This window comes from Pseudomonas sp. 20P_3.2_Bac5, assembly GCF_025466035.1.
Classification (GTDB): Bacteria; Pseudomonadota; Gammaproteobacteria; order Pseudomonadales; family Pseudomonadaceae; genus Aquipseudomonas.
On the sequence record NZ_JANLOA010000105.1, the window covers coordinates 196,742 to 223,712 of the forward strand.

24 protein-coding genes are annotated in these 26,971 nt (G+C 66.0%); 8 read left to right on the forward strand and 16 right to left on the reverse strand.

Annotated elements, in window-relative coordinates; genetic code table 11:
• On the forward strand, window positions 1–825 hold the full coding sequence (locus tag NTD88_RS19665) for an SDR family oxidoreductase (protein WP_262154530.1): 825 nt from the start codon (window positions 1–3) through the stop codon (window positions 823–825).
• 128 nt (window positions 826–953) lie between these two features.
• Here the strand turns inward: NTD88_RS19665 and NTD88_RS19670 are convergent, their stop codons facing one another.
• From NTD88_RS19670 to NTD88_RS19690, 5 genes are all read right to left on the reverse strand, one after another.
• Window positions 954–1,748, reverse strand: a complete 795-nt coding sequence (locus NTD88_RS19670; protein WP_095154544.1) for an SDR family NAD(P)-dependent oxidoreductase — start codon at window positions 1,746–1,748, stop codon at window positions 954–956.
• Between the two features lie 28 nt (window positions 1,749–1,776).
• Complete coding sequence (locus NTD88_RS19675; RefSeq protein WP_262154531.1) at window positions 1,777–3,219, reverse strand: efflux transporter outer membrane subunit; 1,443 nt, start codon at window positions 3,217–3,219, stop codon at window positions 1,777–1,779.
• Window positions 3,216–4,277 (reverse strand): HlyD family secretion protein, encoded by a 1,062-nt coding sequence (locus tag NTD88_RS19680; protein ID WP_262154532.1) that lies wholly within the window; start codon window positions 4,275–4,277, stop codon window positions 3,216–3,218. The genes NTD88_RS19675 and NTD88_RS19680 overlap by 4 nt, the downstream gene beginning before the upstream one ends.
• A 27-nt stretch (window positions 4,278–4,304) precedes the next feature.
• Window positions 4,305–5,846, reverse strand: coding sequence for an MFS transporter (locus NTD88_RS19685; RefSeq protein ID WP_262154533.1), 1,542 nt, complete (start codon window positions 5,844–5,846; stop codon window positions 4,305–4,307).
• Window positions 5,847–5,955: 109 nt separating this feature from the next.
• Complete coding sequence (locus tag NTD88_RS19690; RefSeq protein WP_095154536.1) at window positions 5,956–6,861, reverse strand: LysR family transcriptional regulator; 906 nt, start codon at window positions 6,859–6,861, stop codon at window positions 5,956–5,958.
• Window positions 6,862–7,012: 151 nt separating this feature from the next.
• On the opposite strand from NTD88_RS19690, the gene NTD88_RS19695 reads away from it, so the two are divergent.
• Entirely contained in the window at window positions 7,013–7,462 is a 450-nt protein-coding gene (locus NTD88_RS19695) for a universal stress protein (protein ID WP_262154534.1), read from the forward strand.
• A 108-nt stretch (window positions 7,463–7,570) separates the two neighbouring features.
• Here the strand turns inward: NTD88_RS19695 and NTD88_RS19700 are convergent, their stop codons facing one another.
• Genes NTD88_RS19700 through NTD88_RS19715 form a run of 4 tightly spaced genes read right to left on the reverse strand, consistent with a single transcriptional unit; the run spans window position 7,571 to window position 12,332 of the window.
• Window positions 7,571–8,422, reverse strand: coding sequence for an HlyD family secretion protein (locus tag NTD88_RS19700; RefSeq protein ID WP_262154535.1), 852 nt, complete (start codon window positions 8,420–8,422; stop codon window positions 7,571–7,573).
• Window positions 8,423–8,432: 10 nt separating this feature from the next.
• Complete coding sequence (locus NTD88_RS19705; protein WP_095154530.1) at window positions 8,433–8,633, reverse strand: DUF1656 domain-containing protein; 201 nt, start codon at window positions 8,631–8,633, stop codon at window positions 8,433–8,435.
• The gene (locus NTD88_RS19710; RefSeq protein WP_262154536.1) at window positions 8,623–10,809 is read right to left on the reverse strand and encodes an FUSC family protein; all 2,187 of its coding nucleotides are present in this window, start codon (window positions 10,807–10,809) and stop codon (window positions 8,623–8,625) included. The genes NTD88_RS19705 and NTD88_RS19710 overlap by 11 nt, the downstream gene beginning before the upstream one ends.
• Window positions 10,806–12,332 carry an efflux transporter outer membrane subunit gene (locus NTD88_RS19715; RefSeq protein ID WP_262154537.1) on the reverse strand — a complete coding sequence of 509 codons (1,527 nt, stop codon included), beginning with the start codon at window positions 12,330–12,332 and terminating at the stop codon, window positions 10,806–10,808. Before NTD88_RS19715 ends, NTD88_RS19710 begins: the two co-directional genes overlap by 4 nt.
• 181 nt (window positions 12,333–12,513) lie before the next feature.
• On the opposite strand from NTD88_RS19715, the gene NTD88_RS19720 reads away from it, so the two are divergent.
• Entirely contained in the window at window positions 12,514–13,461 is a 948-nt protein-coding gene (locus tag NTD88_RS19720; protein ID WP_095154524.1) for a LysR family transcriptional regulator, read from the forward strand.
• Between the two features lie 73 nt (window positions 13,462–13,534).
• Window positions 13,535–14,506, forward strand: coding sequence for a 2-hydroxyacid dehydrogenase (locus tag NTD88_RS19725; RefSeq protein ID WP_262154538.1), 972 nt, complete (start codon window positions 13,535–13,537; stop codon window positions 14,504–14,506).
• Window positions 14,507–14,591: 85 nt separating this feature from the next.
• On the opposite strand, the gene NTD88_RS19730 is transcribed toward NTD88_RS19725, so the two are convergent.
• Window positions 14,592–15,494, reverse strand: a complete 903-nt coding sequence (locus tag NTD88_RS19730) for a DMT family transporter (RefSeq protein ID WP_095154520.1) — start codon at window positions 15,492–15,494, stop codon at window positions 14,592–14,594.
• Window positions 15,495–15,627: 133 nt separating this feature from the next.
• Between NTD88_RS19730 and NTD88_RS19735 the strand changes: the two genes are divergently transcribed.
• The gene (locus tag NTD88_RS19735) at window positions 15,628–16,506 is read left to right on the forward strand and encodes a helix-turn-helix domain-containing protein (protein WP_095154518.1); all 879 of its coding nucleotides are present in this window, start codon (window positions 15,628–15,630) and stop codon (window positions 16,504–16,506) included.
• Window positions 16,507–16,572: 66 nt separating this feature from the next.
• Here NTD88_RS19735 and NTD88_RS19740 read toward each other — a convergent pair whose 3' ends face one another.
• The 6 genes from NTD88_RS19740 to NTD88_RS19765 all read right to left on the reverse strand — a co-directional run bounded on the left by NTD88_RS19740 (window position 16,573) and on the right by NTD88_RS19765 (window position 22,851).
• Window positions 16,573–18,921 (reverse strand): TonB-dependent siderophore receptor, encoded by a 2,349-nt coding sequence (locus NTD88_RS19740; protein ID WP_262154596.1) that lies wholly within the window; start codon window positions 18,919–18,921, stop codon window positions 16,573–16,575.
• A gap of 164 nt (window positions 18,922–19,085) precedes the next feature.
• Complete coding sequence (locus tag NTD88_RS19745; protein ID WP_262154539.1) at window positions 19,086–20,072, reverse strand: FecR family protein; 987 nt, start codon at window positions 20,070–20,072, stop codon at window positions 19,086–19,088.
• On the reverse strand, window positions 20,069–20,635 hold the full coding sequence (locus NTD88_RS19750; protein ID WP_095154514.1) for an RNA polymerase sigma factor: 567 nt from the start codon (window positions 20,633–20,635) through the stop codon (window positions 20,069–20,071). Before NTD88_RS19750 ends, NTD88_RS19745 begins: the two co-directional genes overlap by 4 nt.
• Before the next feature lie 4 nt (window positions 20,636–20,639).
• Window positions 20,640–20,966, reverse strand: coding sequence for a DUF3325 domain-containing protein (locus tag NTD88_RS19755; RefSeq protein WP_262154540.1), 327 nt, complete (start codon window positions 20,964–20,966; stop codon window positions 20,640–20,642).
• Window positions 20,966–22,549: a PepSY-associated TM helix domain-containing protein gene (locus tag NTD88_RS19760; protein ID WP_262154597.1), complete on the reverse strand. Its 1,584-nt coding sequence runs from the start codon at window positions 22,547–22,549 to the stop codon at window positions 20,966–20,968. Before NTD88_RS19760 ends, NTD88_RS19755 begins: the two co-directional genes overlap by 1 nt.
• Window positions 22,546–22,851: a DUF3649 domain-containing protein gene (locus NTD88_RS19765; RefSeq protein WP_262128153.1), complete on the reverse strand. Its 306-nt coding sequence runs from the start codon at window positions 22,849–22,851 to the stop codon at window positions 22,546–22,548. Before NTD88_RS19765 ends, NTD88_RS19760 begins: the two co-directional genes overlap by 4 nt.
• Before the next feature lie 184 nt (window positions 22,852–23,035).
• Here NTD88_RS19765 and NTD88_RS19770 point away from each other — a divergent pair, with 184 nt between their 5' ends.
• The 3 genes from NTD88_RS19770 (at window position 23,036) to fecA (ending at window position 26,922) form a co-directional block, all read left to right on the forward strand.
• Window positions 23,036–23,539 carry a sigma-70 family RNA polymerase sigma factor gene (locus tag NTD88_RS19770; RefSeq protein WP_262128152.1) on the forward strand — a complete coding sequence of 168 codons (504 nt, stop codon included), beginning with the start codon at window positions 23,036–23,038 and terminating at the stop codon, window positions 23,537–23,539.
• Window positions 23,536–24,471, forward strand: a complete 936-nt coding sequence (locus NTD88_RS19775; RefSeq protein ID WP_262154541.1) for a FecR domain-containing protein — start codon at window positions 23,536–23,538, stop codon at window positions 24,469–24,471. Before NTD88_RS19770 ends, NTD88_RS19775 begins: the two co-directional genes overlap by 4 nt.
• Before the next feature lie 126 nt (window positions 24,472–24,597).
• A complete protein-coding gene (gene fecA / locus NTD88_RS19780; protein ID WP_262154542.1) occupies window positions 24,598–26,922 on the forward strand; it encodes a TonB-dependent Fe(3+) dicitrate receptor FecA in 2,325 nt (774 codons plus the stop codon).
• The last annotated feature ends 49 nt before the right edge of the window (window positions 26,923–26,971 follow it).

Genomic DNA, 26,971 nt, shown 5'->3' on the forward strand with positions numbered 1-26,971 from the left:
ATGCCCATCGCTCTCATCACCGGTTGCTCCAGTGGTATCGGCCGTGCCCTGGCCGACACGTTCAAACAGGCGGGCTACGAGGTCTGGGCCACGGCGCGCAAGGCCGAGGATGTCGCGGCGCTGGCGTCTGCCGGTTTTCGCGCCCGCCAACTGGATGTGAACGACCCACAGGCGCTGCAACGCCTGAGCGAGGAAATCGACTACGCCCACGGCGGCCTCGACGTGCTGATCAACAACGCCGGCTACGGCGCCATGGGCCCGCTGCTGGACGGCGGCGTCGAGGCGATGCGCCGGCAGTTCGAAACCAATGTGTTTGCCGTGGTCGGGGTGACCCGTTCGCTGTTCGGCTTGCTGCGTCGCAACCGTGGGCTGGTGGTGAATATCGGCAGCGTGTCCGGCGTGTTGGTGACGCCGTTCGCCGGCGCTTACTGCGCGTCGAAGGCGGCGGTGCATGCGTTGAGCGATGCGCTGCGGCTTGAGTTGTCGCCCTTCGGCATCCGGGTGATGGAAGTGCAACCGGGGGCGATTCAGTCCAACTTCGCCAGCAACGCCGGGCATGAGGCCGAGCAACTGCTGAAACCGGAATCGGCGTGGTGGCCGATGCGTGAAAGCATCCGGGCACGGGCGCGGGCCTCGCAGGACAAGCCGACCCCGGCCACGGAATTCGCCAAGGGATTGCTCAAGGCGGCGCAGCAAAACCCGACACCGCCGCTGGTGCGGTTGGGGAATGGGAGTCGGGCGTTGCCGTGGCTGGCGAGTTGGTTGCCGACGCGGTTGCTGGATAAGGTGTTGAAGAAGAAATTTGGGCTGGATCGGGATTTGTAGGGGGGCTACTGGCTTCATCGCTGGCAAGCACAGGACGTCAGATCGCCTCGTACTGTGGGAGCGGATTCATCCGCTCCCACCGTTCGTGGAGGCATGAAGCTTTTTGCTTACCCGCGATGAGGCCTGAATCAAGCAATCGCCCGCACCACCCCACCATCCACCCGCATCGCCGCGCCGGTAGTCGCACTGGCCTGCCGCGACGACAGGTACACCACCAGATTCGCCACTTCTTCCACCGTCGCCAGGCGCTGGATGATCGAGCCGGGCCGGTGTTCGGCGATGAAGTTGGCTTCCATTTCCTGCACCGACACGCCCTGCTCTTTCGCCATTTCAGCGAAGAAATCACCCACGCCTTCCGAGCGGGTCGGCCCCGGCAACACGGCGTTGACCGTCACTCCGGTGCCAGCCAGGGTTTCCGCCAGCCCGCGGGAAATCGCCAGCAACGCGGTCTTGGTGGTGCCGTAGTGAACCATCTCGGTAGGAATTTCCAGCGCCGACTCGCTGGACAGGAACAGCACCCGTCCCCAGTTGCGCTCGGCCATCCCCGGCGCGTAATGCCGCGACAGGCGCACCGCGCTCATGACGTTGACGTCGAAGAAGCGCTGCCAGTCGTCGTCGCTGATCTCGAAGAAGCCCTTGGGCTCGAAGATGCCCAGGTTGTTGACCAGGATGTCGGTCTGCGGCACTTGCTCGAACAGCACCCGAGCGCCTTCGACCGTGCCCAGGTCGGCGGCGACGCCGATGATCCGCGCCGCCGGCACCCGTTCGCGAACCTGCTTGAGGGCCTGGTCCACCCGCGCCTGAGTGCGGCCGTTGAGCACCACTTCGGCGCCCGCCTCGGCCAGGCCGATCACGATGGCCAGGCCAATACCGGCGGTGGAACCGCTGACGATGGCGCGTTTACCGTTCAGGGAAATATGCATTCGAGCTCGCTCCTACCGTTATCAATCTTCAGTTACTGGCAACATCAAACGCCTGCCAGCCGCCACCCAGCGCCTTGTACAAACCCACCAGGGCCTGTGACACCGCCGCCGAGCTGTCGATCCATTGTTCTTCACTGGCCAGCAACGCCCCTTGCACGCTGAGCACATTGAGGAAGTCCACCGCGCCTTCGACGTATTGGCGCTGGGCGGTTTCCAGGGCGATGCGGTTTTGCCGCACGGCTTCTGCCAAGTGGTCGCGGCGCAATTGACTGGCGTTGTACAGGCGTAGCACATCGTCGATTTCGTGCCAGGCGCTGAGCACCACCTTGCGGTAGTTCAGCGCCGCTTCCTGTTGCTGGGCCTCGCGCAATTCGAGGGTGCCCTGCAACCGCCCGCCCTCGAAAATCGGCAGGGAAAGCTGCGGACCGATGGCGAACCGGCGCGAATCCCAGGCACCGAAATCGCTCAGTTGCAGCGCCTGGAAACCGAGGTTTCCAGACAGGCGGATGCTCGGATAGAAGTCCGCCTTGGCCACGCCAATGCTGGCGGTGGCAGCATGCAGCCGAGCCTCGGCCTGGCGGATATCCGGGCGGCGCTCGGCCAGTTCCGACGGCACGCCGATGGCGAAACGTTGTTGCGGCGCCGGCAAGTCGGTGGCTTCCAGCAGTTCGTTTTGCAGGCTGCGCGGCGGCTCGGCGGCGAGCAGGCTGAGGGCGTTGATCAGGTCGGCCTGACGCGCTTCCAGACTCGGCAGACGCGCCTCGATGGACGCCACCTGGGCGCTGGCCTGGGCGACGTCGAGGCGAGTGGCGACGCCCTGGTCCTGGCGATCGCGGGACAGCTTCAGGCTGTGCCGGGCCACATCCAGGTTGTTGCGGGTCACCGCCAGGGTGTGCTGCACGGCGCGCAACTGGATGTAGTCGCCAGCGGTTTCCGCCAGCAACGCCAGCAGCACGCCGCGCCGATCATTCTCGGCCACTTGCACCGTGGCGTCGGCGGCTTCCACCTGGCGCCGCACCCGGCCCCAAAGGTCGAGTTCCCAACCTGCCACCAGATCGCCCTGCCACAGGTTGTAGGCGGCCTTGCCGGAATTGCCGGACGGGTCGCTGAGGCCTTCGGCGCTGTTGCGGGCGCGGCTATAGCCGGCGTTCAGATCCACTGACGGGCTTTGGTCCGCGGCGATGCTGCTGCGCAGGGCGCGGCTTTGCAGAAGGCGGGCGCTGGCCATGCGCAGGTCGAGGTTGTTGTCGGCAACCCGCTGGATCAGCGCGCTGAGACGGGCGTCATGAAAACTTTCCCACCAGCGCAGTTCCAGCGGTTCGGCCTGCGGCTGACTCGCCGCGGCATCGCCCTGCAACGGTGCCCAAGCCTGCGGCGCCTGGCTGTCGGGGCGCTGGAAATCCGGACCGAGGGTGCAGCCGGCCAGCACCAGGCCGAGCAGCAGCGGGCCCACACGAAAGACGGCGTTCATCGTGCGCTGACCTCCTTGCCGCCGAGGGTGTCGCCCTGGGTATCGATGGTGGCTTCCACCGACATGCCCACGCGCAAGCGCTCCAGCAATGGCTGATCGGCGTCGAAGACGATCTTCACCGGAATCCGCTGGACCACCTTGGTGAAGTTGCCGGTGGCGTTGTCGGGCTTGACCGCGGCGAACGTCACACCGGTCGCCGGGGCGATGCTCTGCACATGGCCGCGCAGGGTTTCGCCGGAGAACGTATCGACGCTGATGCTCACCGGCTGGCCGGGCTGCACGTGGGTCAGTTGGGTTTCCTGGAAGTTGCCGATCACGTAAGCCTGGCTCAGCGGCACCACCGACAGCAGCCGTGCGCCGGGATTGACGTAGGCACCGACGCGCAGCGCGCGCTCGCCGACCATGCCGCCCACCGGCGCGACAATGCGGGTGTAGGACAGGTCCAGGTTGGCTTTTTCCACCCCGGCTTCGGCGCGCTTGAGCTGGCCGTCGGCACTGGCGACCTGGGCGTCGAGGATGTCCACCTGTTTGCGCGTTGCCAGCAGCGCGGCCTGGGCGTTGGCCTGGCGAGCGCTGGCCTGATCGACCCGGCTGCGCGCCTGCTGCGCGTTCTGCACCGTGCCGGCGCCCTGCTCGGCGAGGCGGCTGTAGCGGGTCACTTCGTGATTGGCGAAGGCCGTCTCGGCCTGCGCGGCCTTGAGCGCGGCGTCGGCCTGGGCGATCAGCGCGGCCTGCCGCTCAAGGGTCGCGCGGGCGTCGGCGCTCTGCGCGCGGGCCACCAGCAACTGAGCCTGGGCGGCGTCCAGCGCGGCCTGGTAATCGCGGTCGTCGAGGGTCGCCAGCAATTGCCCGGCGCTGACTTGCTGGTTGTCTTCCACCCGCACTTCTTTGATAAAGCCCGCCACCTTCGGCGCGACCACGGTGTAGTCGGCGCTGACGTAGGCATCGTTGGTGCGCTGGCGGTGGTCGCTGCCCAGCAGGTGCGGACCGCCGATGGCGGCGAGGACGGCAATGGCGAGCACCGAGCCAATAAGGATGTTTTTGCGTGTGTTGGTCATGTCGGCAAGTCTCTAATTCTTCCAGGCTCAAGCCACCGCGCGCGGTGGATAGACCCGGACAGGCACGAAAGGAATCAGGCAAATCAGCGCCACGGCAATGCACGCCACAAACAGATAGAGGTCGGCCGAAGCCAGCACCAGCGCCTGTTCATGGATGCGCCGGGCCAGGTTGGCGGCGCTGTCGTCGAGCAAGGGCGCGTTGCCCAGGCTGTCGGTGAGGTGGGTGGAATGGAAATGCCGGCGCACGGTGCCGAGGGCATCAAGCAGCCCCCCGGCAACCACCGCCGAGAGCCCCTTGACCGTGTTGAACCAGGCCGAGGCGAACGGCCCTTCCTGCGGGCTCATGCCGTTGGTCGCAAGCATCAGCAGCGGCAGCACCGCCATCGGCTGGCCAAATACCTGCAGCAGTTGCAGCAGATAGAAGTTGTCGCGAATCCATTCCGAGGTCAGTTGGGTGCCACCGAAGCAGCTCAGCGCCAGCATCCCCAGGCCCACCGCCAGCACCCAGCGGCAGTCCACCGCGCGGATATTGCACAACGCCGCCACCAGCGGCAGCGAGATCAGTTGCGGCATCGCCACCAGCAGCATCAGCGGGCTGGTCTGGGCCGGGCGGTAACCCTGAATCTGCGCCAGGTACGCGGACGGAATGCTGATCACCGCCGACAGCACCACCAGCACCCCGGCCAGCGTCACCAGGGCGAAACTGAGGTTACGCCGGCCGAGCATGCGCAACTGGAAGAACGGCAGCGGCTCGGACCATTCATTGAACATGAACAGCACCAGCAACAGCAGGCCACCGCCCAGCAGCCAGCAGATCAGCGTCGAATCGAACCAGCCCCAGCGGTCACCCAGGCTCAGGCCGAGCACCAGCGAACTGATCGCCGGCAGGCCCAGCAGCACGCCGCGCCAGTCCAGTTGGCGGAAGCGCTCCAGGCGCAGCGGATCCTGCGGCAAGCCCCAGCCAACGCAGAACATCGCCAGCGCCGAGGGCAGGATGATCTGCCAGAACGACCACTGCCAGCCGACGTATTCGGTCCACAAACCGGCCAGCGGCGTGCCCAGGTTTGGGCCGAAGGTGGCGGTCAGGGCGTAGCAGGCCAGGCCGTAAACCTTGATGCCTGGCGGCAGGAAACGCAGCGCCACGCTCATCAGCATCGGCGGCAGCGCGCCGGAGGCCAGGCCCTGGAGTATTCGCAGCACCATCAGGCTGTGCAGGTCCGGCGCATAGGGCTGCACCAACCCGAGCACGGCGAACAGGCCGACCGCGCTGAGGGTGAAGCGGCGCAGGGAAAAGGTCGCCGCCAGCCACGGCGAGAACGCCATGGCCGACACCGACGCGGCGGCATAGACCGCCACCAGCCAGGCACCCTCGTCGGCGCCGATGCCCATGGCGCCGCGAATATCGGCCAGCGAGATCTTGGTGACCATCTCGTTGAGCCCGGCGCAGAGCACCGCCAGCAGCACGCCAAACAGCCCGACCACCACCCGCAGGCCAAACGCCTGTTGCGCGGGAGCGGCCGCCGCCGGGGCAGCGGCAGGCGCGGCAAGGGGCGCGGTGAGGGACGTCATCAGTAGAAATCTCCAGCAACAAATTGACTGGAGCGAGTCTAGAAACACTGAATGCTTACGAAAACTGACTTCTCGGCAGTTTACAGTTGCACCAAACGCAATCGACGGTTCAAGGGTCGACGCTGCAGCAGGTTTTCAGGGTCTGGCGCAGCCAGCGGTGCGCCGGATCGTTGTGGAAACGCGGGTGCCAGGCCTGCATCACCGTGACCCGTTCCATCGGCAGCGGAATCTCGAACGAGCGCAGCGGCAGGCCGAGCCGGGCGACGCTGTTGAGGATATTGGCCGGCATCGGCAGGATCAGGTCCGACGCCGGCAGCGAGAACATCGCCGAATGGAAACTCGGCGTGATCAACGCCACCCGCCGCTGCACCTTGAAGTTGGCCAGCTCGACATCGATCGGCCCGTTGGCCCGCCCGCGCCGCGACACGCTGATTTGTGGATAAGCCGCAAAGCTCTCCGGCGTGATCTCACTGTCGAAGATCGGGTGATCGCGGCGCACCAGGCCGACATAGACGGTATGGAACAGACTCTGCACCTTGATCTCCGGGCCGAGGTCGATGGTCGAACTGATGATCAGGTCGGTGCGCCCGTCGCGCAGCACCGTGTCGTCATCGCCGCCGGTTTCCGGGACGAAGCGCAGCACCGTGCGCGGCGCCTGCTCGTGCATCTTGCGCAGCAACTGCGCGCCATAGAGCGCGATGAACAGGTCGTTGGTGCGGATATTGAAGGCTCGGTCGAGGTTCGGCAGGTCCACCTCGTCGCCGCCACGGAACACCTGCCCGGCCTGCTCCACCAGCACCCGCACCTGCTCCTGCAACGCCAGCGCCCGCGGCGTCGGCACCAGGCCGCGACCGGCGCGAACCAGGATCGGATCACCGAGCGCTTCGCGAATCCGGCTCAGGGTCCGGCTCATGGCTGCCGGGCTCAGGTTCATGCGCTGGGCCGCGCCGACCACACTGCCCTCGTCGAGCAAGGCATCGAGGGCGACAAGCAGGTTCATGTCCGGGAGTTGCATGGCCGGGCTCCGTGGGTGACGTGATGGAAACACGATCTTAGCAGCTCCGCGGATTGCGTCTGGTGCAATGATCCAGTGCACGTCGGGCCATTTATCCGGGCGCCGAAACAGGTCGAAAATGCCCCGTCTCCACCCCTGCCAAGGAACCCGCATGCCCAGCCCGGTACTGATCGCCATCGACGCCTCCCCCGCCTGCGCCAGCCTGCTCGACCTCGCCCGTCGTTACTGCCGCCCGGAACAGCATCACCTGCAAGTACTGCTGGCGATCGACGCCACCTTCGCCGTGCACGACAAACCCGCCGCCTACACCCGCGGCGAAGAAGAGGAATACCCCGCCGCCTGCGACGAACAACACCTGGCTGAGCGAGCGGTGAAAGACGCCGTGGCGGCCCTGCGTGAAAGCGGATTTTCTTGCGATGGACGTGTGATTGCCGCCGACCCGGTGGAGGCGATCGTCGACCAGGCGAAGGCACTGGAGTGCGAGTTGATCATCATGGGCCACCGGCACCTGTCGCGGCTGGGCCGGTTGCTGGATCCGTCGGTGAGCGGGAAGGTGATTGATCGGGTGGGGTGTCCGGTGTTGGTGGGGGTGGCGGGCTGAGCGGCCTGTCGATAGATCTTCAGCGCTCTTGAGATCGGGCGCCGCCGGCGCGGCGCATCGCCGGCAAGCCGGCTCCCACAGGTTTCATCAGTGCCCTCAGGCCCTCGATCAAGGCTTCACCACCACCGTACACGTCGTCCCCGCCGCCAACAAAAAGCCTTCCGGCACTTCATCGATATGAATCCGCACCGGCACCCGCTGGGCCAGGCGGACCCAGTTGAAGGTCGGGTTGACGTCGGCGATCAGTTCGCGGCTCTCGGGGTTGTCGCGGTCGTAGATGCCGCGGGAGATGCTCTCCACATGGCCCTTGAGCACTTCGCCGCTCATCATCTGCAACTCGGCTTCGGCGCCCACTTTCACATGGGGCAGTTTGGTTTCTTCGAAGAAGCCGTAGACCCAGAACGAGTTGCTGTCGACCACCGCCATTTTCGCTTCGCCGGTGCGGGCGTAGTCGCCGCGGTGCACGTTGAGGTTGGTGACGTAGCCGTCGACGGTGGCGAGGATGGTGGTGCGCTTGAGGTCCAGTTGCGCAGCCGCCAGTTGGGCCTGGGCCTGTTGGTAGTCCGCCTGGGCGGCGTTGGCGATGTTGCTGGCGTCGTCGCGGTTTTCCTTGGAGATCACCAGGTTGTCCATGTCGGCGCGGCGGCTGGCGTTGACCTTGCGCATTTCCCAGGTGGCCTTGCGCGAGGCCACCAGCGCCTCGGCCTGGCGCACCGCGACCTGGTAGTGCTCGGGGTCGATCTGCAGCAGCACATCGCCCTTTTTCACCCACTGGTTGTCCTTCACCGGTACGTCCACGACGTAGCCGGGCACGTCGGCAGCTACGTTGATGATGTCGGCGCGCACCCGGCCGTCGCGGGTCCAGGGCGTGGTCATGTAGCTCACCCAGAGTTGCCGGCCGATCGCCACGGCGGCGACCAGCACGAGCAAGGTGGCGATCAGGCTGAAAAACTTCTTCATCGACGGGCTCTCAACGGTAAACGGTCAGCGCCATGGCGCCGAACAGGCAGATGAACAGGCACAGGCGCAGCAGCGACGGGTGCCAGAAAAAACGGTAGCCATCGACGCTCGCGATGAAGCGGTCCAGCCCCCAGGCCAGGCCGGCGGCGAACAGGAACATCAGGGTCACGGTCGGCATGTAAAGGCCATGGAAGGCGATTTCACGGAGCATGGGGCAGTCCTTGCGGCGAGCCGAGTTCGGCCAGCGGCGATTGAGGGTCGAGCAGGGAGGTTCGGATGAAGTGCAGGTAGCTCTGCACCCGGCGCAGCGCGGAAGTATCGAAGTGGCGGGCGAAGGGTTCGTCGGTGGCCTGCACGCGGCTGATGGCGTGATCCACGGCGATCAGCGCGCGCTCGTGGTTGCTCGCCGTCGGTTGCAGGAACAGGCGCGCCAGCGCCCGGCCCATGACCCGGATCGCCTGGCGCCACGGCTGCGATTCGGCGTAGCTCGGGTGCACCGGCAGGATCGCCTGTTCCTTGCGCAACTCGATGATGGCGTGGCCGACTTCCAGCACCACGAACATCCAGCGCAGCAGACGGCTCTGCACCAGCGGCTGGCCCACCGCCAGGCCGTAGGCCTGGTGCAGCAGGTCGCGGGTGCGGCTTTCGAAACCGGAGCCAAGCCCGCGCAGGCGCCCGGTGATGGCGAACAGCACCTGTTCGCGCAGGTCCTGCTCCAGGCGGCTCCACAGCCAGCGGCTGTTGGGCGGCAGGATGATCGCGCCCGCCGCCGCGCAGACCAGCATGCCGATGATCATGCCGATGTAATCGTTGATGTAGGTGTAGGGGTTGTACACCGTCAGGTTGTTCGGCACCGAACCGATGGCGAAGAACACCAGCAGGCCGATGCCGTAGCCCGCGTAGGCCGGGCGCGAGGCGAGGAATGCACCGAGCACGAAGACCGGCGCCAGCACCATGCACAGCAGCGGGAAACCGTCGATCCAGGGAAACACGAAGAAGGTTTCGAAGAAGCCGACGAAGGCGCCGAACAGCGTGCCGCACGCCATCTGGAACGACATGCGCTTGGGGTTCGGCGACGCCGCCGAGAGGCCCACGGTGACGGTCGCGATCAGGGTCATCATGCCGCCGCTGGGCCAGTTGCTGAGCAGCCAATAGCTGCCCAGCAGCAACAGCACCGCCGCCGCGCGCACCCCGGCGGCGGCCGACACCAGCCAGTTGGTCTGCGCCACATAGGGCTCGTCCCATTGCTCGCGTTCGTGGTTGTGCGCGGCCAGCGAAGCGTGGGTCTCGGCGTAGCTGTGCATGTCGTCGACGAAGCGATAAAGCAGCTCGTAGGCGGTGTGGAAATCCAGCAGTTCGGTTTCGCTCGGTCCGGTTTCTTCGAAGGCCGCGCGCAAGCTGCGCACCTGGGCCGGCAGGCCTTCTTTGTAGGCGGCCAGTTCGAGCGTCAGGCGCAGGGCGTCGGCGTCGGTCAGGGCGCGGCCGACATAGGGGTCGAGCAGCTCGGCGAGGGTCTTCAGCCCCGGCTCGATGGCGCTGACGATCTGCAACGGGCCGCGCAAGCGCAGACGCTCAAGCAATTGGTGCAGGGCGTTGTAGCGCGTGGTGATGGCCATGAACTCGCTGTTCATGCGCACTAGCCGGCCGCTGCGGCGGCGCATGTGCGGGTCTTCGAAGGTGGTCACGCTGCGCAGGCTTTCCAGGCCAACCGCTTCGGCGATAAAACGCACGTTGCTGCTTTCCAGGCGATCACGCTGGCTGTCGCCACGCAGCCCTTCCACAACCACGCCGGCGAACACGCCAAAGCGCTGGTACAAGGCGTTGCGCATGGCGGCACTGGCCGATTGCGGCAGGATCGCGGCGCTGACCAGGGTCGAGATGAAGATCCCCAGGCCGATTTCCAGTACCCGCCACACCGCCGCCATGAAGGCTTGCTGCGGCTGGTCGAGGATCGGCAGGCCGATCATCGCCGCGGTGTAGCCGGCCAGGACGAAGCCGTAGGCGCGGAAGGTGCGGTAGCGCATCGCGCCCGCCGAGCAGAGGCCGACCCACAGCGCCAGGCTGGGCAGAAACAGCTCGGTGTTCTGCGGAAAGATCGCGATCAGCGCAACCATCATCGCCGAGCCGGCGAGGGTGCCGAGCACCCGGTAGAAGCTCTTGGCGAACACGTGCCCGCTCTGCGGCTGCATGACGATGAACACGGTGATCATCGCCGTGCGCGGCTGCGGCAGTTCCAGGCGCATCGCCAGCCAGAGGGTGGCGAACGCGGCGACCAGCACCTTGAAGATGTACACCCAGGTCACGCCGTCGGTGCGCGCCCAGTGGAAGAATCCGCGGCGCCACTCAAGCGAGGCCAGCCAACGGAACGGCAGGGTCAGGACGTTCATTCTGCGTGGTCGGCTTTGTCGAAGATCGCCAGGGTGCGGGGTGTCGGGGGCGCGTCCTGTTTGCCGGGTTCGGGCACGTCGGCACCGGCGCCGAGGCCGCCGCCCAGCGCCGTTACCAACCCGGCATGGGCGCTCAGGCGCGCGGCCTGGACCTGCTGCTGGATCATCTGCTGTTTGAACAGCAGGGTCTGGGCGTTGAGCACATTGAGGTAATCGGTCAGGCCGCGCTGGAAGGCGATCATGGCGATGTCGTAGGTCTTCTGCGCCGAGGCCACGGATTCGGCGGCGAAGTGCGCCTGCTCCTTCATCGACTCGCGGCGAATGAGCTGGTCGGAAATCCCCCTGAGCGCTTCCACCACGGTCTGGTTGTAGCGCGCCACGGCGATGTCATAGCCGGCCGAGGCCACGCCGAGCTGCGAGCGCAGGCGACCGCCATCGAAGATCGGCAGGCTGATGGCCGGGCCGACGTTGTAGTTGAATTTGCGTCCGGTGAGGAATTCCAGCGGGCCGCCGCCGGTGGCCATAAAGCCGAGGCCGCCGATCAGGTCGACATTGGGAAAGAAACCGGCATGGGCAACGTCGATGCCACGGGCCTGGGCCGCGACCTGCCAACGGCTGGCGACCACGTCGGGACGCTGGCCAACCAGTTCCGCCGGCAATGCCGACGGCAGTTTCAGCGGCGCAGCGAGGGACAGTTGCGGACGTTGCAGTTGCGCGCCCTCCCCCGGTCCCTTGCCGGCCAGGGCCGCCAACTGGTTGCGGGCCAGGGCGATTTCTTCATTGAGGGCGTCGAGCTGGCGGTGGGTTTCCGGTAGCGGCGTCTGCGCCTGGCTGACTTCGAAATGCGTGCCGATGCCGCCGGCCAGGCGCCGCTCGGCCAGGGCCAGGATCTGTTCCTGCTGGGCCAGTTCGGCCTTGACCACGTCGCGCTGGGCAAAGTGCAGGGAAAGCTGGATGTAGACCCGCACCACGTTGTTCTGCAGTTCGAGCTGGGCCTGACGGGCCTGGGCCACGCTCAGGTGCGCCCTGTCCACGGCCTGCTCGCTGGCATTGCGCTCGCGTCCCCAGAGGTCGAGGGCGTAGCTGAAACCAAGCGCGGCGTTGTTGTCCCAGGTGTTGGCGCCGGACAGCGCGCCCGGGCCGTAGAACTGGTCTTCCGGCCAGTTGTGGCGTTTCAGGCTGGCGTCGCCGTTGACCTGGAGTTTTTCCGCCGACTCGACCACGCCGGCCATGGCCTTGGCCTCGCGCACCCGCGCTGCGGCCATGGCGATGGTCGGGCTGCCGTTCATCGCCAGAGTGATCCAGCGGTCCAGTTGCGGATCGCCATAGGCGCGCCACCATTGCTGGTCGGGCCAATGGGCATCGCGCGCAGCTTCGGTGATCGCCGCGTCGGGGGTCAGGGTATTGGCTTGCAGCGTCTTGCTTTGCGGGGCAATGCCCCAGGTTCCGATACAGCCGCTCAAGGTCAAGCTAAAGGCACAGACACTGAGCGCATTCAGCGCTCTGATGATGCGACGCGGCACAGCGGCGAGTTCCCGACGTAGAGGTGGATGAGGCCGGGCAATTCTAGGGGGCCGCCGCAGTGGCGATAAGCGTGCTTTCCTGCGAATCTTTGTTACCGAATTGGCGATAATCCGGCTTTAGTCGGAAGACTGGTTTAGTTACTTCATGTCACAATTCTGTCGTCTTCTTTGAGAGCGCCCCATGGACACCCTGCAAAACATGCGTGCTTTCAGTTGCGTCGCGCAAGTCGGCAGCTTCACCGCCGCGGCCGTGCAACTGGATACAACCACCGCGAACGTCTCGCGGGCGGTTTCCAATCTTGAAGCGCACCTGCAAACCCGCTTGCTCAACCGCACCACCCGGCGCATTGCCTTGACCGAAGCCGGCAAGCGCTACCTGATGCGCTGCGAGCAGATCCTCACCTATGTCGAGGAAGCCGAGGCCGAGGCCAGCGATGCCCATGCCCGCCCCGCCGGGCAACTGAAAGTGCACTCGATGACCGGCGTCGGCCAGCATTTCGTCATCGACGCCATCGCCCGCTACCGCCAGACCCACCCGGACGTCACTTTCGACCTGACCATGGCCAACCGCGTGCCGGACCTACTGGACGAGGGCTATGACGTGTCCATCGTGCTGGCCAGCGAACTGCCGGACTCCGGCTTCGTCTCGCAGCGCCTGGGCATCACCTACAGCATTGTCTGCGCCTCGCCTGATTACGTGGCCCAGCACGGCATCGCGCAGAAGCCGTCGGACCTGCTCAAGCACGCTTGTCTGCGCATGGTCAGCCCGGTGATTCCGCTGGAGAAATGGTTGTTCGACGGCCCGGAAGGCCAGGAAGTGGTGAACATCACCCAGGCGCCGTTCCAGGTGAATTCCGCCGACGCGATGAAAGCAGCGATCCGCAGCGGCATGGGCGTCGGCGTGCTGCCGATCTACTCGGCGATCGACGGCCTGCGCGACGGCAGCCTGGTGCGGGTGATGCCCGAGTACCGCCTGCAGGAGCTGAACCTGTACGCGATCTACCCGTCGCGGCAGTACCTCGATGCCAAGATCAAGACCTGGGTCGAGTACCTGCGCAACTCCCTGCCGGAAATCCTCGCCGCCCACGAGGCCGACCTGAAGACCCACGAGCTGCGCGTGGCGAACTGAAATCTTGCTGCACAGCGGCGGCGGGGAATGATAGCGTGCTACCCATTCTCCACCGCCCGCAGAGATTTCGCCGATGAAAAAGACCGTCCTTGCCTTCAGTCGCATTACCGCGCCGATGGTCGAACGCCTGCAGCAAGACTTCAACGTGATCGTTCCCAACCCGAAACTGGGCGACATCGCCGCCCAGTTCAACGACGCCCTGCCCGAGGCCCACGGCCTGATCGGCGTCGGCCGCAAGCTGGGCCGCGCGCAACTGGAAAACGCCGCGAAGCTTGAGGTGGTGTCCAGCGTATCGGTGGGCTACGACAACTACGACCTGGCCTACTTCAACGAACGCGGCCTTGCCCTGACCAACACCCCGGACGTGCTGACCGAAAGCACCGCCGACCTCGGTTTCGCCCTGATCATGAGCGCCGCCCGGCGCACCGCCGAGCTGGACGCCTGGACCAAGGCCGGCCAGTGGCAGGCCACCGTCGGCCCGGCGCAGTTCGGCAGCGACGTGTTCGGCAAGACCCTGGGCATCGTCGGCCTCGGCAACATCGGCGCGGCCATCGCCCGGCGCGGACGTTTCGGCTTCAACATGCCGGTGATCTACGCCGGCAACAGCCGCAAGGAAGCGCTGGAGCAGGAACTGGGTGCGCGCCATGTGAGTCTTGAGCAGTTGCTGGCCGAGGCGGATTTCGTCTGCTTGGTGGTTCCGCTCAGTGCGCAGACCAAACACCTGATCGGCGCCGAGCAACTGCGGCAGATGAAGCGCAGCGCGTTTCTGATCAACGTGTCCCGCGGGCCGGTGGTGGATGAGGCGGCGCTGGTGGAGGCGTTGCAGAACGGCGTCATTCGCGGCGCGGGGCTGGATGTGTATGAGAAAGAGCCGCTGACCGAGTCGCCGCTGTTCGCGTTGAGCAATGCGGTGACCTTGCCCCATGTCGGTTCGGCAACCGCCGAAACCCGCGAAGCCATGGCCAACCGCGCCATCGACAACCTGCGGGCGGCGCTGCTGGGCGAGCGGCCGCGGGACCTGGTGAATCCGCAGGTCTGGAAGTAAACGCTCATCGCGAGCAAGCTCGCTCCTACAGAAGAATGGACCGCGATCCCTTCCCCTGTAGGAGCGAGCTTGCTCGCGAAGCGCCTTACCTCAACACAGCCCCACCCACAGCAACCTTCGGCTTGGGTTTGCGAAACACCAACACATTCCCCACCATCACCAACACCAGCCCCATCAACGCCGGCGCCGTCCACTGATACCCCTCCACCACCGCCGACACATTCAGCGCCACCAACGGGAACAACACGGTGCAATACGCCGCCCGCTCAGGCCCCATGCGCCCGACCAGCGTCAGGTACGCAGTAAAGCCGATCACCGACCCCGGAATCACCAGGTACAGCAGCGACCCGACATACTGCGCGCTCCAGTCCATGGCAAACGGAATCCCGCTGACCAGGCAGTACGTCGCCAGCATCCCCGCGCCATAGGCCATGCCCCAGGCGTTGGTGGTCATCGGCCGCAGCCCGGCTTTCTGCTGCACGCTGGAAAGCATGTTCCCCGCGGAGAAACACAGCGTGCCGGCCAGCGCCAAGCCCAAGCCCATCAGGGTTTCATGGCTGGCGGCCTGCCCGGACAACTCCGGCCAGAACAGCAGCCCCAGCCCGCTCAGGCCGAGCGCCCCGCCCAGCAGCACGTTGGTGGCGATCTTCTGGCCGAAGAACAACCGTGCATTCAGCGCGTTCCACAGGGTGGCGGTGGAAAACACCACGGCGATCAAGCCGGTGGTCACCCACTGGCTGGCGGTGAGGAAACACATGAAGTTGACGCAGAACAGGCACAGCCCCTGCGCCACGCACACCAGGTGCCCGCGGCGGTTCATCGGTTGCAGCTTGCGCGTCAGCAACAGCACGACAAACAGCACCAGCGCCGCCAGGGCGAAGCGATAAACGATGGAAACCGGAATGGCGACCACGCCCAGTTGCAGTTTCAGGGCGATCCAGGTGGTGCCCCAGATGAGCACGGTGAGCAGATACAGCGACAGGTTCATGGCAAGCCTCCCAAGGTTGCCACCAGTGTCCCGCGCCGTTCGGCCCGGCCGCTTGCACAAACTTGCGCTTTTGTCGGGTCGGCCGCTGTCAGACCAACCTCACAAGCGTAGGATGGCGTCGGAGGTAGCCATCATGACCGCGCTCGATCAGTTACAGGTTTTCAAATCCATGCACGCGTCCCCCCACGCTCGCCTGGAACACAGCGCGCAGCTCGGCGACGGCCTGGCCGCGGCCCTGTGGAGCAACCGCCATGACGCCCGCGACTACGAGGCGCCGAGCCACCACACGCTGTCGTGCTATATCGCCGACGGCACCGGCACCTTCCGCCGCGAACGGCCGGGCACCAAAGGCGCGCCGGACAAGCTGTGCATCATGCCCGCCGGCTGCGTCTCGAACTGGGTGGTCAACGGCAATATCCGCCTGGCCCACCTGTACATCAGCGAAGAACAGTTCGCCCTCGGCTGCGTGACCCTGCTCGACCGCGAGCCGCGCGAACTGCAACTGCGCGAGGCGGACTTCATCGAAGACCCGGAGCAGGCGCGGCGCTTTCACCAACTGATCACCCTGAACTGGGAAGAACCCGGCGAACGTCTGCTGACCAGCAGCCTGGCCCACGAGATTCTCAGCCACGCGATTCTCAGCGAGGTCGGGTTGCGTGAAGGACTCAAGCGCAAGGGCGGGCTGGCCGCGCACCAGCGTCGGCAACTGGTGGATTACATCGATAGCCACCTGGAACAGTCCATTGGCCTGAGCGAACTGGCGGCGCTGTGCAACCTGTCCGAATACCATTTTGCGCGGATGTTCCGCGAGAGCTTCGGCCTGCCGCCGCACCAGTACCTGCTGGCCCGGCGCCTGGCCAAGGCACGGCAGTTACTGGCTTGCGGGGATCTGCCACTGGTTGAAGTGGCGCTGGCGTGCGGGTTTGCCAGTGCCAGCCATTTCAGCAACCGGTTCCGGCAAGCGGTGGGGGCGACGCCGGGGGCTTACCGGTTGGCGTTGCGGTTGAGCTGATGGCCTCATCGCTGGCTTGTCGGCACGCCGAACCGCAGCGATAGGGCCATCAAATTCACCGAAGGATCAGAACTCCAGCGTGCTCGACACACTCACCTGCCGCGAATCCCCCACCGCCACGAAGAAGCGGTTCACCGCCGAGCTGTAGTAGGTCTTGTCGAACAGGTTCTTCACGTTCAACTGAAAGCGCACTTTGTGTTCGTCCAGCTTGGTCTCGTAGCTGGCGAACGCGTCCGCCACGGTGTAGGACGGCAGGTCGAAGTCATTCACCGGGTTGCCCGCCCGCTCACCCACATACCGCGCGCCCGCGCCCAGCCGCAGGCGGTCGCCGCCCAACACGCTGCCAACGTCATACACCGCCGACAACGAGCCGCTGTGCTTCGCCACGTTCTGCAGGCGGTTGCCCTTGAAGTCCGGGTCCTTGGTCACTTCGGCGTCGGTGAAGGCGTAGCTGCCGATCAGGCTCCAGCGCTCGCTCAACTGGCCGCTGACATCCACTTCCAGCCCACGGGAACGCACTTCGCCGGCGTTGCTGTAGACGGTGTCGCCGGTGGTGGCATCGAAGTTGGAAACCAGCACGTTCTGCTTGGTGATGTCGAACAGCGCCACGGTGGCGCTGAGGGAATCCGGCAGGTCGAGCTTGGCGCCCAGTTCCCAGGACTTGCCCTCTTCCGGCGCGATCGCCGAGTCCAGCACCAGGCCGCCGGTCAGCGGAGCGATGCTGGCGTTGGGTTTGAACGATTCGCTGTAGCTGCCGTAGAACGACAGGGTGTCGTCGACGCGATAGACCACGCCGGCATGCGGCGTCCAGGCCTGATCACTGTTGTTGGTGTTGGCCTTGAACGGGCGGCCGCGACCGGCGAGCTGGTCGTAGGTCTGCCAGCGCGCGCCCGCCACCAGGATCCAGTGCTCATCCAGGTGCAGGGAGTCCTGGAAGAAGATCGAGTCGTTGCGCAGTTTGTCGGTCTGCGCGCTGTCGCTGGCCCTGACGGTGGTGCCTTCGACTTCGCGGCCATATACCGGGTTGAGGTAGCTGAAGGTGCTGCGGCTGGTCTGGCGGATCAGGTCGGAGCGGTAGATCTTGCGGTACTCGCTGTCGACGCCGAACAGCAGGTCGTTCTGCAAGCCGGCGATCTGCACCTTGCCGTCGAAACTGAGGGTGGCGAAGCGGTCGGTGCTCAGTGAGCCGCGGGTGCCGTCGATGCTGCGGGTCAGGGTGCCGGCGACCGGGTTCACCGCCGTGACGCGGACCTGGCTGGCATCGTAGGTTTCGCGGTTGAAGCTGTAGCCGACGTGGGCTTTCCAGTCATCGGAAAACTGGTGGTCGATTTCCAGCCGGTACAGGTCCGAGCGGCCTTCCATGTCGTTGAACGGTTCGTCCAGGCGACGCTCGCGAGGAATGTTCAGCGCGCGGTTGGTGCGCGGGTCGATCGCGGTGCCGCGGTCGAACGGGTAGAGGAATTCGCGGTGCTCGTAGGCCAGTTGCACCTGGGTGTTTTCGCCGTACCAGGCCAGCGACGGCGCCACCAGCGATTCGCGGTGGACGCCGTAATTGCGCCAGTAATCTTCGTCTTCGTGGTCCAGCACCATCCGGTACGCCAGCCCGCTGTCGCCCAGCGCGCCGGTGCTGTCGAGCCCGCCGCCGCTGCCGTTCTTGCCTTCGCCGTAGGTCGAGCCGCGCAGGTTGATGGCGTTGTAGCGTTGCAGTTGCGGGCGCTTGCTGACCACGTTGATGACCCCGCCCGGGTCCTGGATGCCGTACAGCAGCGAGGCCGGGCCCTTGAGCACTTCGACCCGCTCGGTGGTGGCATTGAGGCTGCGGCCCTGCACGATGGGCATGCCGTCGCGCATGATCGATCCGTCGCGGTTGTCGCCGAAGCCGCGCTTCATCACGGTGTCGGAGGTGCCGCCAAAGTTGTTGCCCTGGGTGATGCCGCTGACGTTGTACAGCGCGTCGTCGAGGTTGCGCGGGGTCTGGTCTTTGAGCACCTGCTCCGGCACGACGTTGATGGCATGGGGGATTTCCATGCTCGAGGCCGAGCCGCGCATGATCGAACTGGTCTCCGGCTGGCGATAGCTGCCGACGCCGTCACGCTGCGAGGACACGGTGGTGGCGTCCAGGCTCAGGGCGCCGGCATCGCGGGCCAGCGGTTCGAGAGTCAGGGTGCGGGCGTTGATCCGCCGGTAGCCGTAGCCCGAATTCGCCAGCAGGCGTTGCAGGGCCTGCTCGGCGCTGAGCCGGCCATTGAGGGCCGGCGCTTGCAGGTTCGGCAGATCGACGGTGTAGACCACGCTCAGCCCGGTGACCCGGCTGAAATCGCTGAGGGCCTGGGGCAAGGGCTTGCCCGGCTGGTCGAACGCGTAGACCTGCTCGACCTGCTCGGCGGCGAACGCCGGAACCGCGCAGGCGACCATCAACCCCGCCGCCACACCGATAGAAATGCTGTGAACCACCGCCGATCTTGCCTTCATGCCGATGAACCTGTGAGAGAAGCCTTCATATATGCGAATCAATCGCACTTCCACTCACTACACGGACGCCGTCGCGGGATACCTCACCTGAAACTGAAAATATTTTTTCAGCGCAGCAGCGTGACCCGCCCGAGCAGGGTGTGGCGCTGGAATCCGGCCACCGCGCCGAGGGCATCGAGGGCCGCCAGCGGGTCATTGCTGGGGAAGCTGCCGCTGACCTTGCGCGCCGCCAGTTCATCGCCGAGCAGGACAATGCGTCCGGGGTAATAGCGGGCGAGGTCGTCCACCACCTGGCTCAGCGGCGCCTGGTAATAATTCAGCCAGCCCTGGCGCCAGGCCAGGCGGCTTTCGCTGTCGACGCCGTGGACATTGCCGGCGCGGCCGTCGCGGTAATCCACCTGCTGGCTGGCGCCGAGCACCTGCTGCGGCTGACCTTCGGCGGCGGTGACGCCGACCCGGCCGGAGAGCACCGTGACCTCCGCGCCCGCCTGCTGCCGACGCACTTCGAAGCGCGTGCCCAGCACCTCGGTGCGGCCGCCCTCGGCCTCGACGATAAACGGCTCGCCGGTGTGGCTGACCTGGAAGAACACCGCGCCGCGGTGCAGTTCGATACGGCGCTGGCCGTGGCTGAAATCGACGCTGATAGCGGTGTCGGCATCCAGCACGAGCTGCGAGTTGTCGGCCAGGGTCACCTCACGGAGTTGGCCGACGTCGGCCACATAGTCCGCACCGAGATCGCGCAGCCAGTCGCCGGGATGCCAACCGGCGCCGACGCTGACCATCAGCACCACCGCCGCCGCCACGGCCAGACCGCCGACGCGCCGACCGCGACGCGACCAGGATCCCGCGGCCGGTTGATCCATGGCCCGCAGGTACGCCTGCAACGCGGCGTGTTCTTCCCGCGCCAGTCGCTCTGCCGGTTCCGCGCTGCGCTGCCACAGCACCAGGGCCTCGCGATACGCCCGCGCATGCGCCGGATCGGCCAGCAGCCAGCGCTTGAAGGCCGCGCCTTCGGCCAGCGCCGGCTGCCCGTTGATGCGGGTCAGCCAGTCGAGGGCCATCTGCTGCTGTTGGGGGGTGGCTGAAGCATTCATCGCGGCGCGGTTCCAGGCTTGCGGGGCAGCTCGGGCTCTGCGGCGACACTCGCCTTGCAGGCCTCGAGGGCCCGCATCATATGTTTTTCCACCGCGCTTTGGGACACCTGCATGACCTTGGCGATCTCGCCATAAGTGCGCCCGTGGATGCGGTTGAGCAAGAAGATGTGCCGGGTGCGCTCGGGCAATTCGCGCAGCGCCGCTTCGATCCGGCGCAGGTCGCTGTCGGCTTCGAGCGCGGCCTGGGGCTCGCTTTCCAGCGCCTGTTGAATCGGCTCGGGCAGGTTGTCGTTGATCCGCTCGCGGGCGCCTTCGCTGCGCAGGTGGTCGATGGCGATATTGCCGGCGCAGCGCATCAGGTAGCTGTCCAGCGACTCGACCTCGACCTGGGGCCGACGCCAGAAGCGCAGGAACAGCTCCTGCACCAGATCGGCCGCCGTGGCCCGGCAACCGACCCGCCGACTGACCAGGCTTTCCATGCGCGCACGCTGCGCCAGGAACACCTGGAGAAAGCGGGCACGGGCCGGGGCGTCGGCGGGCGGCGGGTCGAGGGGTTCGCTCATCGGCTCAGATCAGTCCCAGTGCGGAAAACGGCGCCAGCAACAGGCTCGCCGCCGCCAGCCCCAGCAGCCAGCGCGGCCGGTACGGCAAGGCGAACACCCACAGGCACAGGCCGGCCATCAGCGCGCCGGACAATTCGACCAGGCCCATGGCCCAGCCGCTGTGATGCACCGCGGCGGCAAGGGCCAGGGCCATCAGCAGCCAGCCGGCGATCCGCAGTCCGTTGAGTTGGCGTGGGGTAGGCTTGCGTCCGAGCAGGTCGCTGAAGTGCTTTTCCATGGCCAGGCACAAGGCGGCGGAACCGGCGAAGGCAAACAGCGCAATGGCCAGCATCAGTTCACCCCCGCTTCACGGACGGCCACCGGCGCGGCCTTCGCCGCTTTCGGCGCGCGCTTTGGCGCCTGCACCGGCGGGCGCAGCATCTTGCTGGCGGTCCAGGCGAAGAACAGGCCGCAGCCCAGGGCGGTCAAATCGAAGCCGGCCATGGCCCAGTCGCCCGCGGCCAGCGAATGGTCGAGGCCAGCGTCGGTGGTCAGGCCGTTGAGCAGCGGCAACGCGCCCCAGGCCAGCGCCGCCAGCGCCAGTTGCTCGCCCCAGGCTTTGCGTCCGGGACGCAGCAGCGCATGCAGCAAACCCAGCAACCAGACGCCGAAGAACGCGTTGACCTCCCAGCCGGAGCGTCCTTCCAGCCCCACCGGCAACAGGCGGTTGGCCCAGAAGAACCCGGCAATCCCGAGGATCAGCCCGCTCATGCTGGCGATGTTCAGCACTTCCACCAGCCGCAGTTCGAACGGCTGGGTGCCGCTCTTCGCGTGCCTGAGCTGGCGCTTGCCCAGCCACATCACCAGCCCGGTGCCGATCACCGCGGTGCCGGCCAGGCCGAAGAAGAAGTACAGCCAGCGCAACACCGGCCCGGCGAACTCGCCCATGTGCAGGCCGTAGAAACCGCCGGCGATCAGCACCGGCGCCGGCTCGGGCATCTGGCTGTAGGTCAGGGAGCCGTCGGCGCCATCGAACACCCAGCCGGCGCCACGCTGGCGGACAATCCGTTGACCCGTTTCAGGAATGAAGCGCACCTGGGCATTGCGATCCCCCGGCTGCTGCACCTCGACCCAGCCGATGTGGCTGCCCGGCGCGGCCTCGCCGACCTTGTGGTACAGCGCCGGCAGCGACTGCAACGGTGCCGGCTGATTGGCCCGTTCGACATTGCGCTGAGGCCCGAACACCTCGTTGAAGAACGCCCGGGTGTCGTTGCCGTAGCTGGCGAGGATGCTCGCCGGCATGACCATGGACATGAAGATCACCAGGCTGCTGTAGCTGATCATCAGGTGGAACGGCAGCACCAGCACGCCGATCGCGTTGTGCCCGTCGAGCCAGGAACGCTGGCCCTTGCCGGGGCGGAAGGTGAAGAACTCCTTGAAGATTTTCTTGTGGGTGATGATCCCGGTCACCAGCCCCACCAGCATCATCAGCGCGGCGAAGGTGGACAGCCAGCGGCCCCACGGGTACGGCATCTCCAACTGGAAATGGAAGCGGTAGAAGAACTGGCCGCCCAGGCTGTCACGCGGGGTGATTTCGGCGCCGCTGGCAGGATCAAGGGTCTTTTCGGTGAAATCGCGCCGACCGGCGCCGGGCGCACGCCAACCCACCGTCAGCGCCGGCTCGCGGGCGTTCGGCAACTGGATGAACCAACTGCCGGCATCGGCGGCGTTGCGTTGCAGGTAATCCTGGGCCATCGCCAGGCTGGCGGCGCCATCGAGCGGGCGCACCGGGATTTCCGGCTGGCTCCAGTGGGTGATCTCGGACTTGAAGTAAGACATCGTGCCCGTCAGGAAAATCGCGAACAACAGCCAGCCGAAAATCAGCCCGGCCCAGGTGTGCAGCCAGGCCATGGCCTGGCGAAAGCCCTCTTTCATGCGTTGGTCACCCACCACGTCAGTCCGTTGATCACCCCCAGCAGCGCACTCGGCGCCAGCACGCCGAACCAGGCCAGCCACGCGCTGCGCGCAGCAAAGACCCAGATGAACGCCCCCAGGTAGAACAGGAACGACAGCATCATCCCGCTGAGCACCGCTTCGGCCCGGGGAATCGGCAGCAGCAGGCTGAAGCAGACGCTGGCCATCGCCGCCAAAAGGTAGCCACCGAGCAGCGCCGCGAGGCAGCGGGACGCCACGGCCATGCGGTAACTCAAGGGCAGCCCGGCGGCTTTGCTTTTCATCAGGGAGATTCCAGGGCGGAAAAGGCCGCCAATATAAATGATAAGGATTCTCACACGCAAAACTGTCTGACCGAATGATTCCTACGGACCGTCAGTCAACGTCCGATTGCCGAATTCCGGCTTTCACTCATACAATGCGAACAATTCTTATTCTGTTGCGCATCCTGGCGCCGGAGTGTCCACGGTGCCCAGTGCTCCTACCGCCCTGTCTTCATCGGTCGAAGGTCTTTACCACGATCACCACCACTGGCTGACCGGCTGGTTGCGGCGCCGTCTCGGCTGCCCGGACAGCGCCGCCGACCTGGCGCAAGACACCTTCATGCGCCTGCTCCAGGCCCGCGAAGCGCCGGCGCCGAACGAGCCGCGGGCGTTCCTCACCACCGTGGCCAAGCGCGTGTTGTTCAACCACTACCGCCGCCAGGAACTGGAACGCGCCTACCTGCAAGCGCTGGCGCAGCTACCGGAGGACGTTGCGCCTTCGGAAGAGCACCGGGCGATCATCTTCGATACCCTGCTCGAACTGGACCGCCTGCTCGACGGCCTGCCGGCGCAGGTCAAGCGTGCCTTCCTGCTGGCCCAGGTCGACGGCCTGACCTACAACGAAATCGCCGCGCAACTGGGTATTTCCCTGGCGACGGTCAAACGCCACCTGAACAAGGCCGCCCTGCGCTGCTACTTCGCCCTGTGAACACACCGAATCCCGCGTTTTCCCATCAAGTGGCCGAGCAGGCCGTGCACTGGCTGATCGAACTCCAGGGCGGCACGCTGGATCACCGTCAGCAACTGGCCATGGAGCGCTGGTTGCAGGCCAGCGAAGAACATCGCCGGGCGTGGGCGCATATCCAGCGGGTCAACCAGCGTCTGGGCGGGCTGTCCTCGCCGCTGGCCCATGCCACCTTGCAGACGCCCGCCTCGGCCGGCCGCCGTCGTGCGCTGAAAATGCTGTTGTTGCTGGGCGCCGGCAGCGCCGTCGGGTTCGGCCTGCAGGCCAACCACAACCTGACGCCGCTGCTGGCCGATTACCGCAGCCCGCTGGGCCAGCGTCGGCAAATGCGCCTGGACGACGGCAGCCAACTGCACCTGAACACCGCCAGCGCCGCCGATGTGCGCTTCGACGCCGAGCAGCGCCTGATTCACCTGCTCGAAGGCGAGTTGCTGCTCACCGTGACCAATGACAGTCGCCCGTTGCGGGTACAGACGGACGACGGCCTGCTGGACCTTTCCGCCGGGCGTTTCAACGTTCGCCAGTGGTCGCGGCACAGCAGCGTGGCGGTGTTTCAGGGCAGCGCCGGCCTCGATGGTGCCTTGCTGGAAAGCGGCCGCCAGGCCCGCTTCGACGCCAGCGGCTGGAGCGCCAGACGCGCCTTGGACGCCAACAGCGGCGCCTGGGTCGACGGCATGCTGGTGGCCGCGCACATGCCGCTGGGCGAATTCCTCGGCGAGCTGGGTCGCTACCGTCGCGGGCAGCTCAATTGCGATCCGAAGGTCGCGGGGTTGCTGGTGTCGGGGAGTTATCCACTGGCGGACAGCGAGCGGATTCTTGATCTACTGGAAGTGGCGTTGCCGGTGCGGGTGAAGCGGTTTACGCGGTATTGGGTGACGGTGGAAGGCCGCGCCTGATGGGCGTTTTCAAACCACCAATCCACTGCGCTGTGAATTATTTTCAAAACCCGTGAGCCGTTTTCCGCTCCTCGCGTGACAGAGAAGACAGAACCCTTCCGCTCCTGACTTCTCAAGGATCCCGAAATGCCCTTGCGCCCAAGCCCGCTTGCTCTCGCCCTGCTGCTGACCTTCAGCGCCATCGCCCCGACCCAGGCCGCCGATACCCCGGCGCGCACTTACCAGATCGCGCCGATGCCGCTGGAAAACGCCCTGAACCAGTTCGGCCGGGAAAGCGGCGTGCTGATTTCCTTCGGTTCGGAATTCACCCAGGGCCTGCAAAGCCACGGCCTGAGCGGCAACTTCACGGCAGAGCAAGCCCTCGCCGCACTGCTGCACGGCACCGGCCTGTACGCCCGCGCCGAGGGCGACAACGCCTTCAGCCTGCAACCATCGAGCAGCGCCGCCAGTGCGCCGGTCGAGCTGGGCGCTTCCAGCGTGGTGGGCGACTGGCTCGGCGAAGCGGCGCAGGACAACGTCTTCGAGCACCCCGGTGCCCGTGACGTGATCCGCCGCGAAGAATTCGAACGCACCGGCGCCAGCAGCGCGCGGGAAGTGCTCAACCGTATCCCGGGGGTCAACGCGCCGGAAAACAACGGCACCGGCAGCCACGACATGGCACTGAACTTCGGCATCCGCGGCCTCAACCCGCGCCTGGCCTCGCGCTCCACGGTGCTGATGGACGGCATTCCGGTGCCCTTCGCGCCCTATGGCCAGCCGCAACTGTCCTTCGCCCCAATCAGCCTGGGCAACATGGACGCGGTGGATGTGGTGCGCGGCGGCGGCGCGGTGCGCTACGGGCCGCAGAACGTCGGCGGCATCGTCAACTTCGTGACCCGGGCGATCCCGGACGAACCGACCGTCAAGGCCGGCCTGCAAACCCAGACCAGCCCGTCGTCCAGCCACGACGGCTTCAAGAGCAGCGCCAACCTGCTCGCCGGCGGCACCGCCGACAACGGCCTCGGCGGCGCCCTGCTCTACTCCGGCACCCGCGGTGGCGACTGGCGCGAGCACAGCGACACGCAGATCGACGACCTGATCCTCAAAGGCAAATTGCAGATCGACGACGCCAACAGCCTGCACGCCATGGCCCAGTACTACGAGGGCGAAGCCGAGATGCCCGGCGGCCTGAGCACGGCCGCGTACGACGCCGATCCGTACCAGTCGACCCGCCTGCAGGACGAGTTCTGGGGCCGTCGCACCATGTTCAACGCCGGCTACGACTACAAGGAAGGCGAGCGCCAGTTCAGCGTCAACAGCTTCTTCACCAAGACCCTGCGCAGCGGCTACCTGCGCCAGGGCAACTCGATTTCGCTGTCGCCGCGCGAGTACTGGGTGCGCGGCATCGAAACCCGCTTCACCCAAGGCTTCGCGCTGGGCGACAGCCACCACGAAGTCGGCCTCGGCTACCGCTACGTCAACGAGGCCGGCCACGAACTGCGCTTCATGGAAGCGGTGAGCGCCAATCGCCTGCCGTCCACTGCCAGCCTCAACGACCGCGACACCCGCGGCGCCACCGAAGCCCATGCGCTGTTCCTCGATGACCGCATCGACATCGGCCAGTGGACCATCACCCCCGGCATCCGCTACGAAATGATCGACTCGCGGCAGAACAACAACCTCACCGGCAAGGACTACCAGGGCAGCTACAACACCGCCCTGCCAGCGCTGAACGTGATGTATCACCTGAGTGAAAGCTGGAACCTCTACGCCAACACCGAAGGCTCGTTCGGCAGCGTGCAGTACAGCCAGATGCCGAACCGCGTGAACCAGGGTGAAGTGAAGCCGGAGAAGGCGCGCACCTGGGAAGTCGGCACTCGCTACGATAACGGCAACTTGCAGGCAGAAGCCGGCCTGTTCCTCATCAACTTCGACAATCAGTACGAGAGCAACCAGACCAACGACAGCGTCATCGCCCGCGGCGAAACACGTCACCAGGGTCTGGAAACCAGCGTGAAATATGCGCTCGACGGGCTGACCCCGGCGCTGGCCGGTTTCGATGTGTACGCCAGCTATGCGTTCGTCGACGCTACCATCCGCGAAGACGGCGCCAACAAGGGCAACCGCGTGCCGTTCTCGTCGCGGCACAAGGGCACGCTGGGCGTGGGTTACAGCGAAGGGCCGTGGAAGTTGAACCTGGACAGCACCTGGCAGAGCGACCAGTTCGCCGACAACGCCAACACCTCGGCAGAAAGCGCCGACGGCAGCACCGGACGCATCCCCGGCTACATGCTGTTCAGCAGCCGCGCGGCGTACGACTTCGGTCCGCAACTGTCGAACCTGAACGTGGCGGTGGGCGTGAAGAACATCTTCAATCGTGAGTACTTCACGCGCTCGTTCGACGACAACAACAAGGGCAAGTATGTGGGTGAGCCGCGCACGGTTTACCTGCAAACGTCCGTGGCGTTCTGAAGCCCCTGGGGGCCGCGTTGCGGCCCTTCCTGGGCAAGAGTGAAATGCC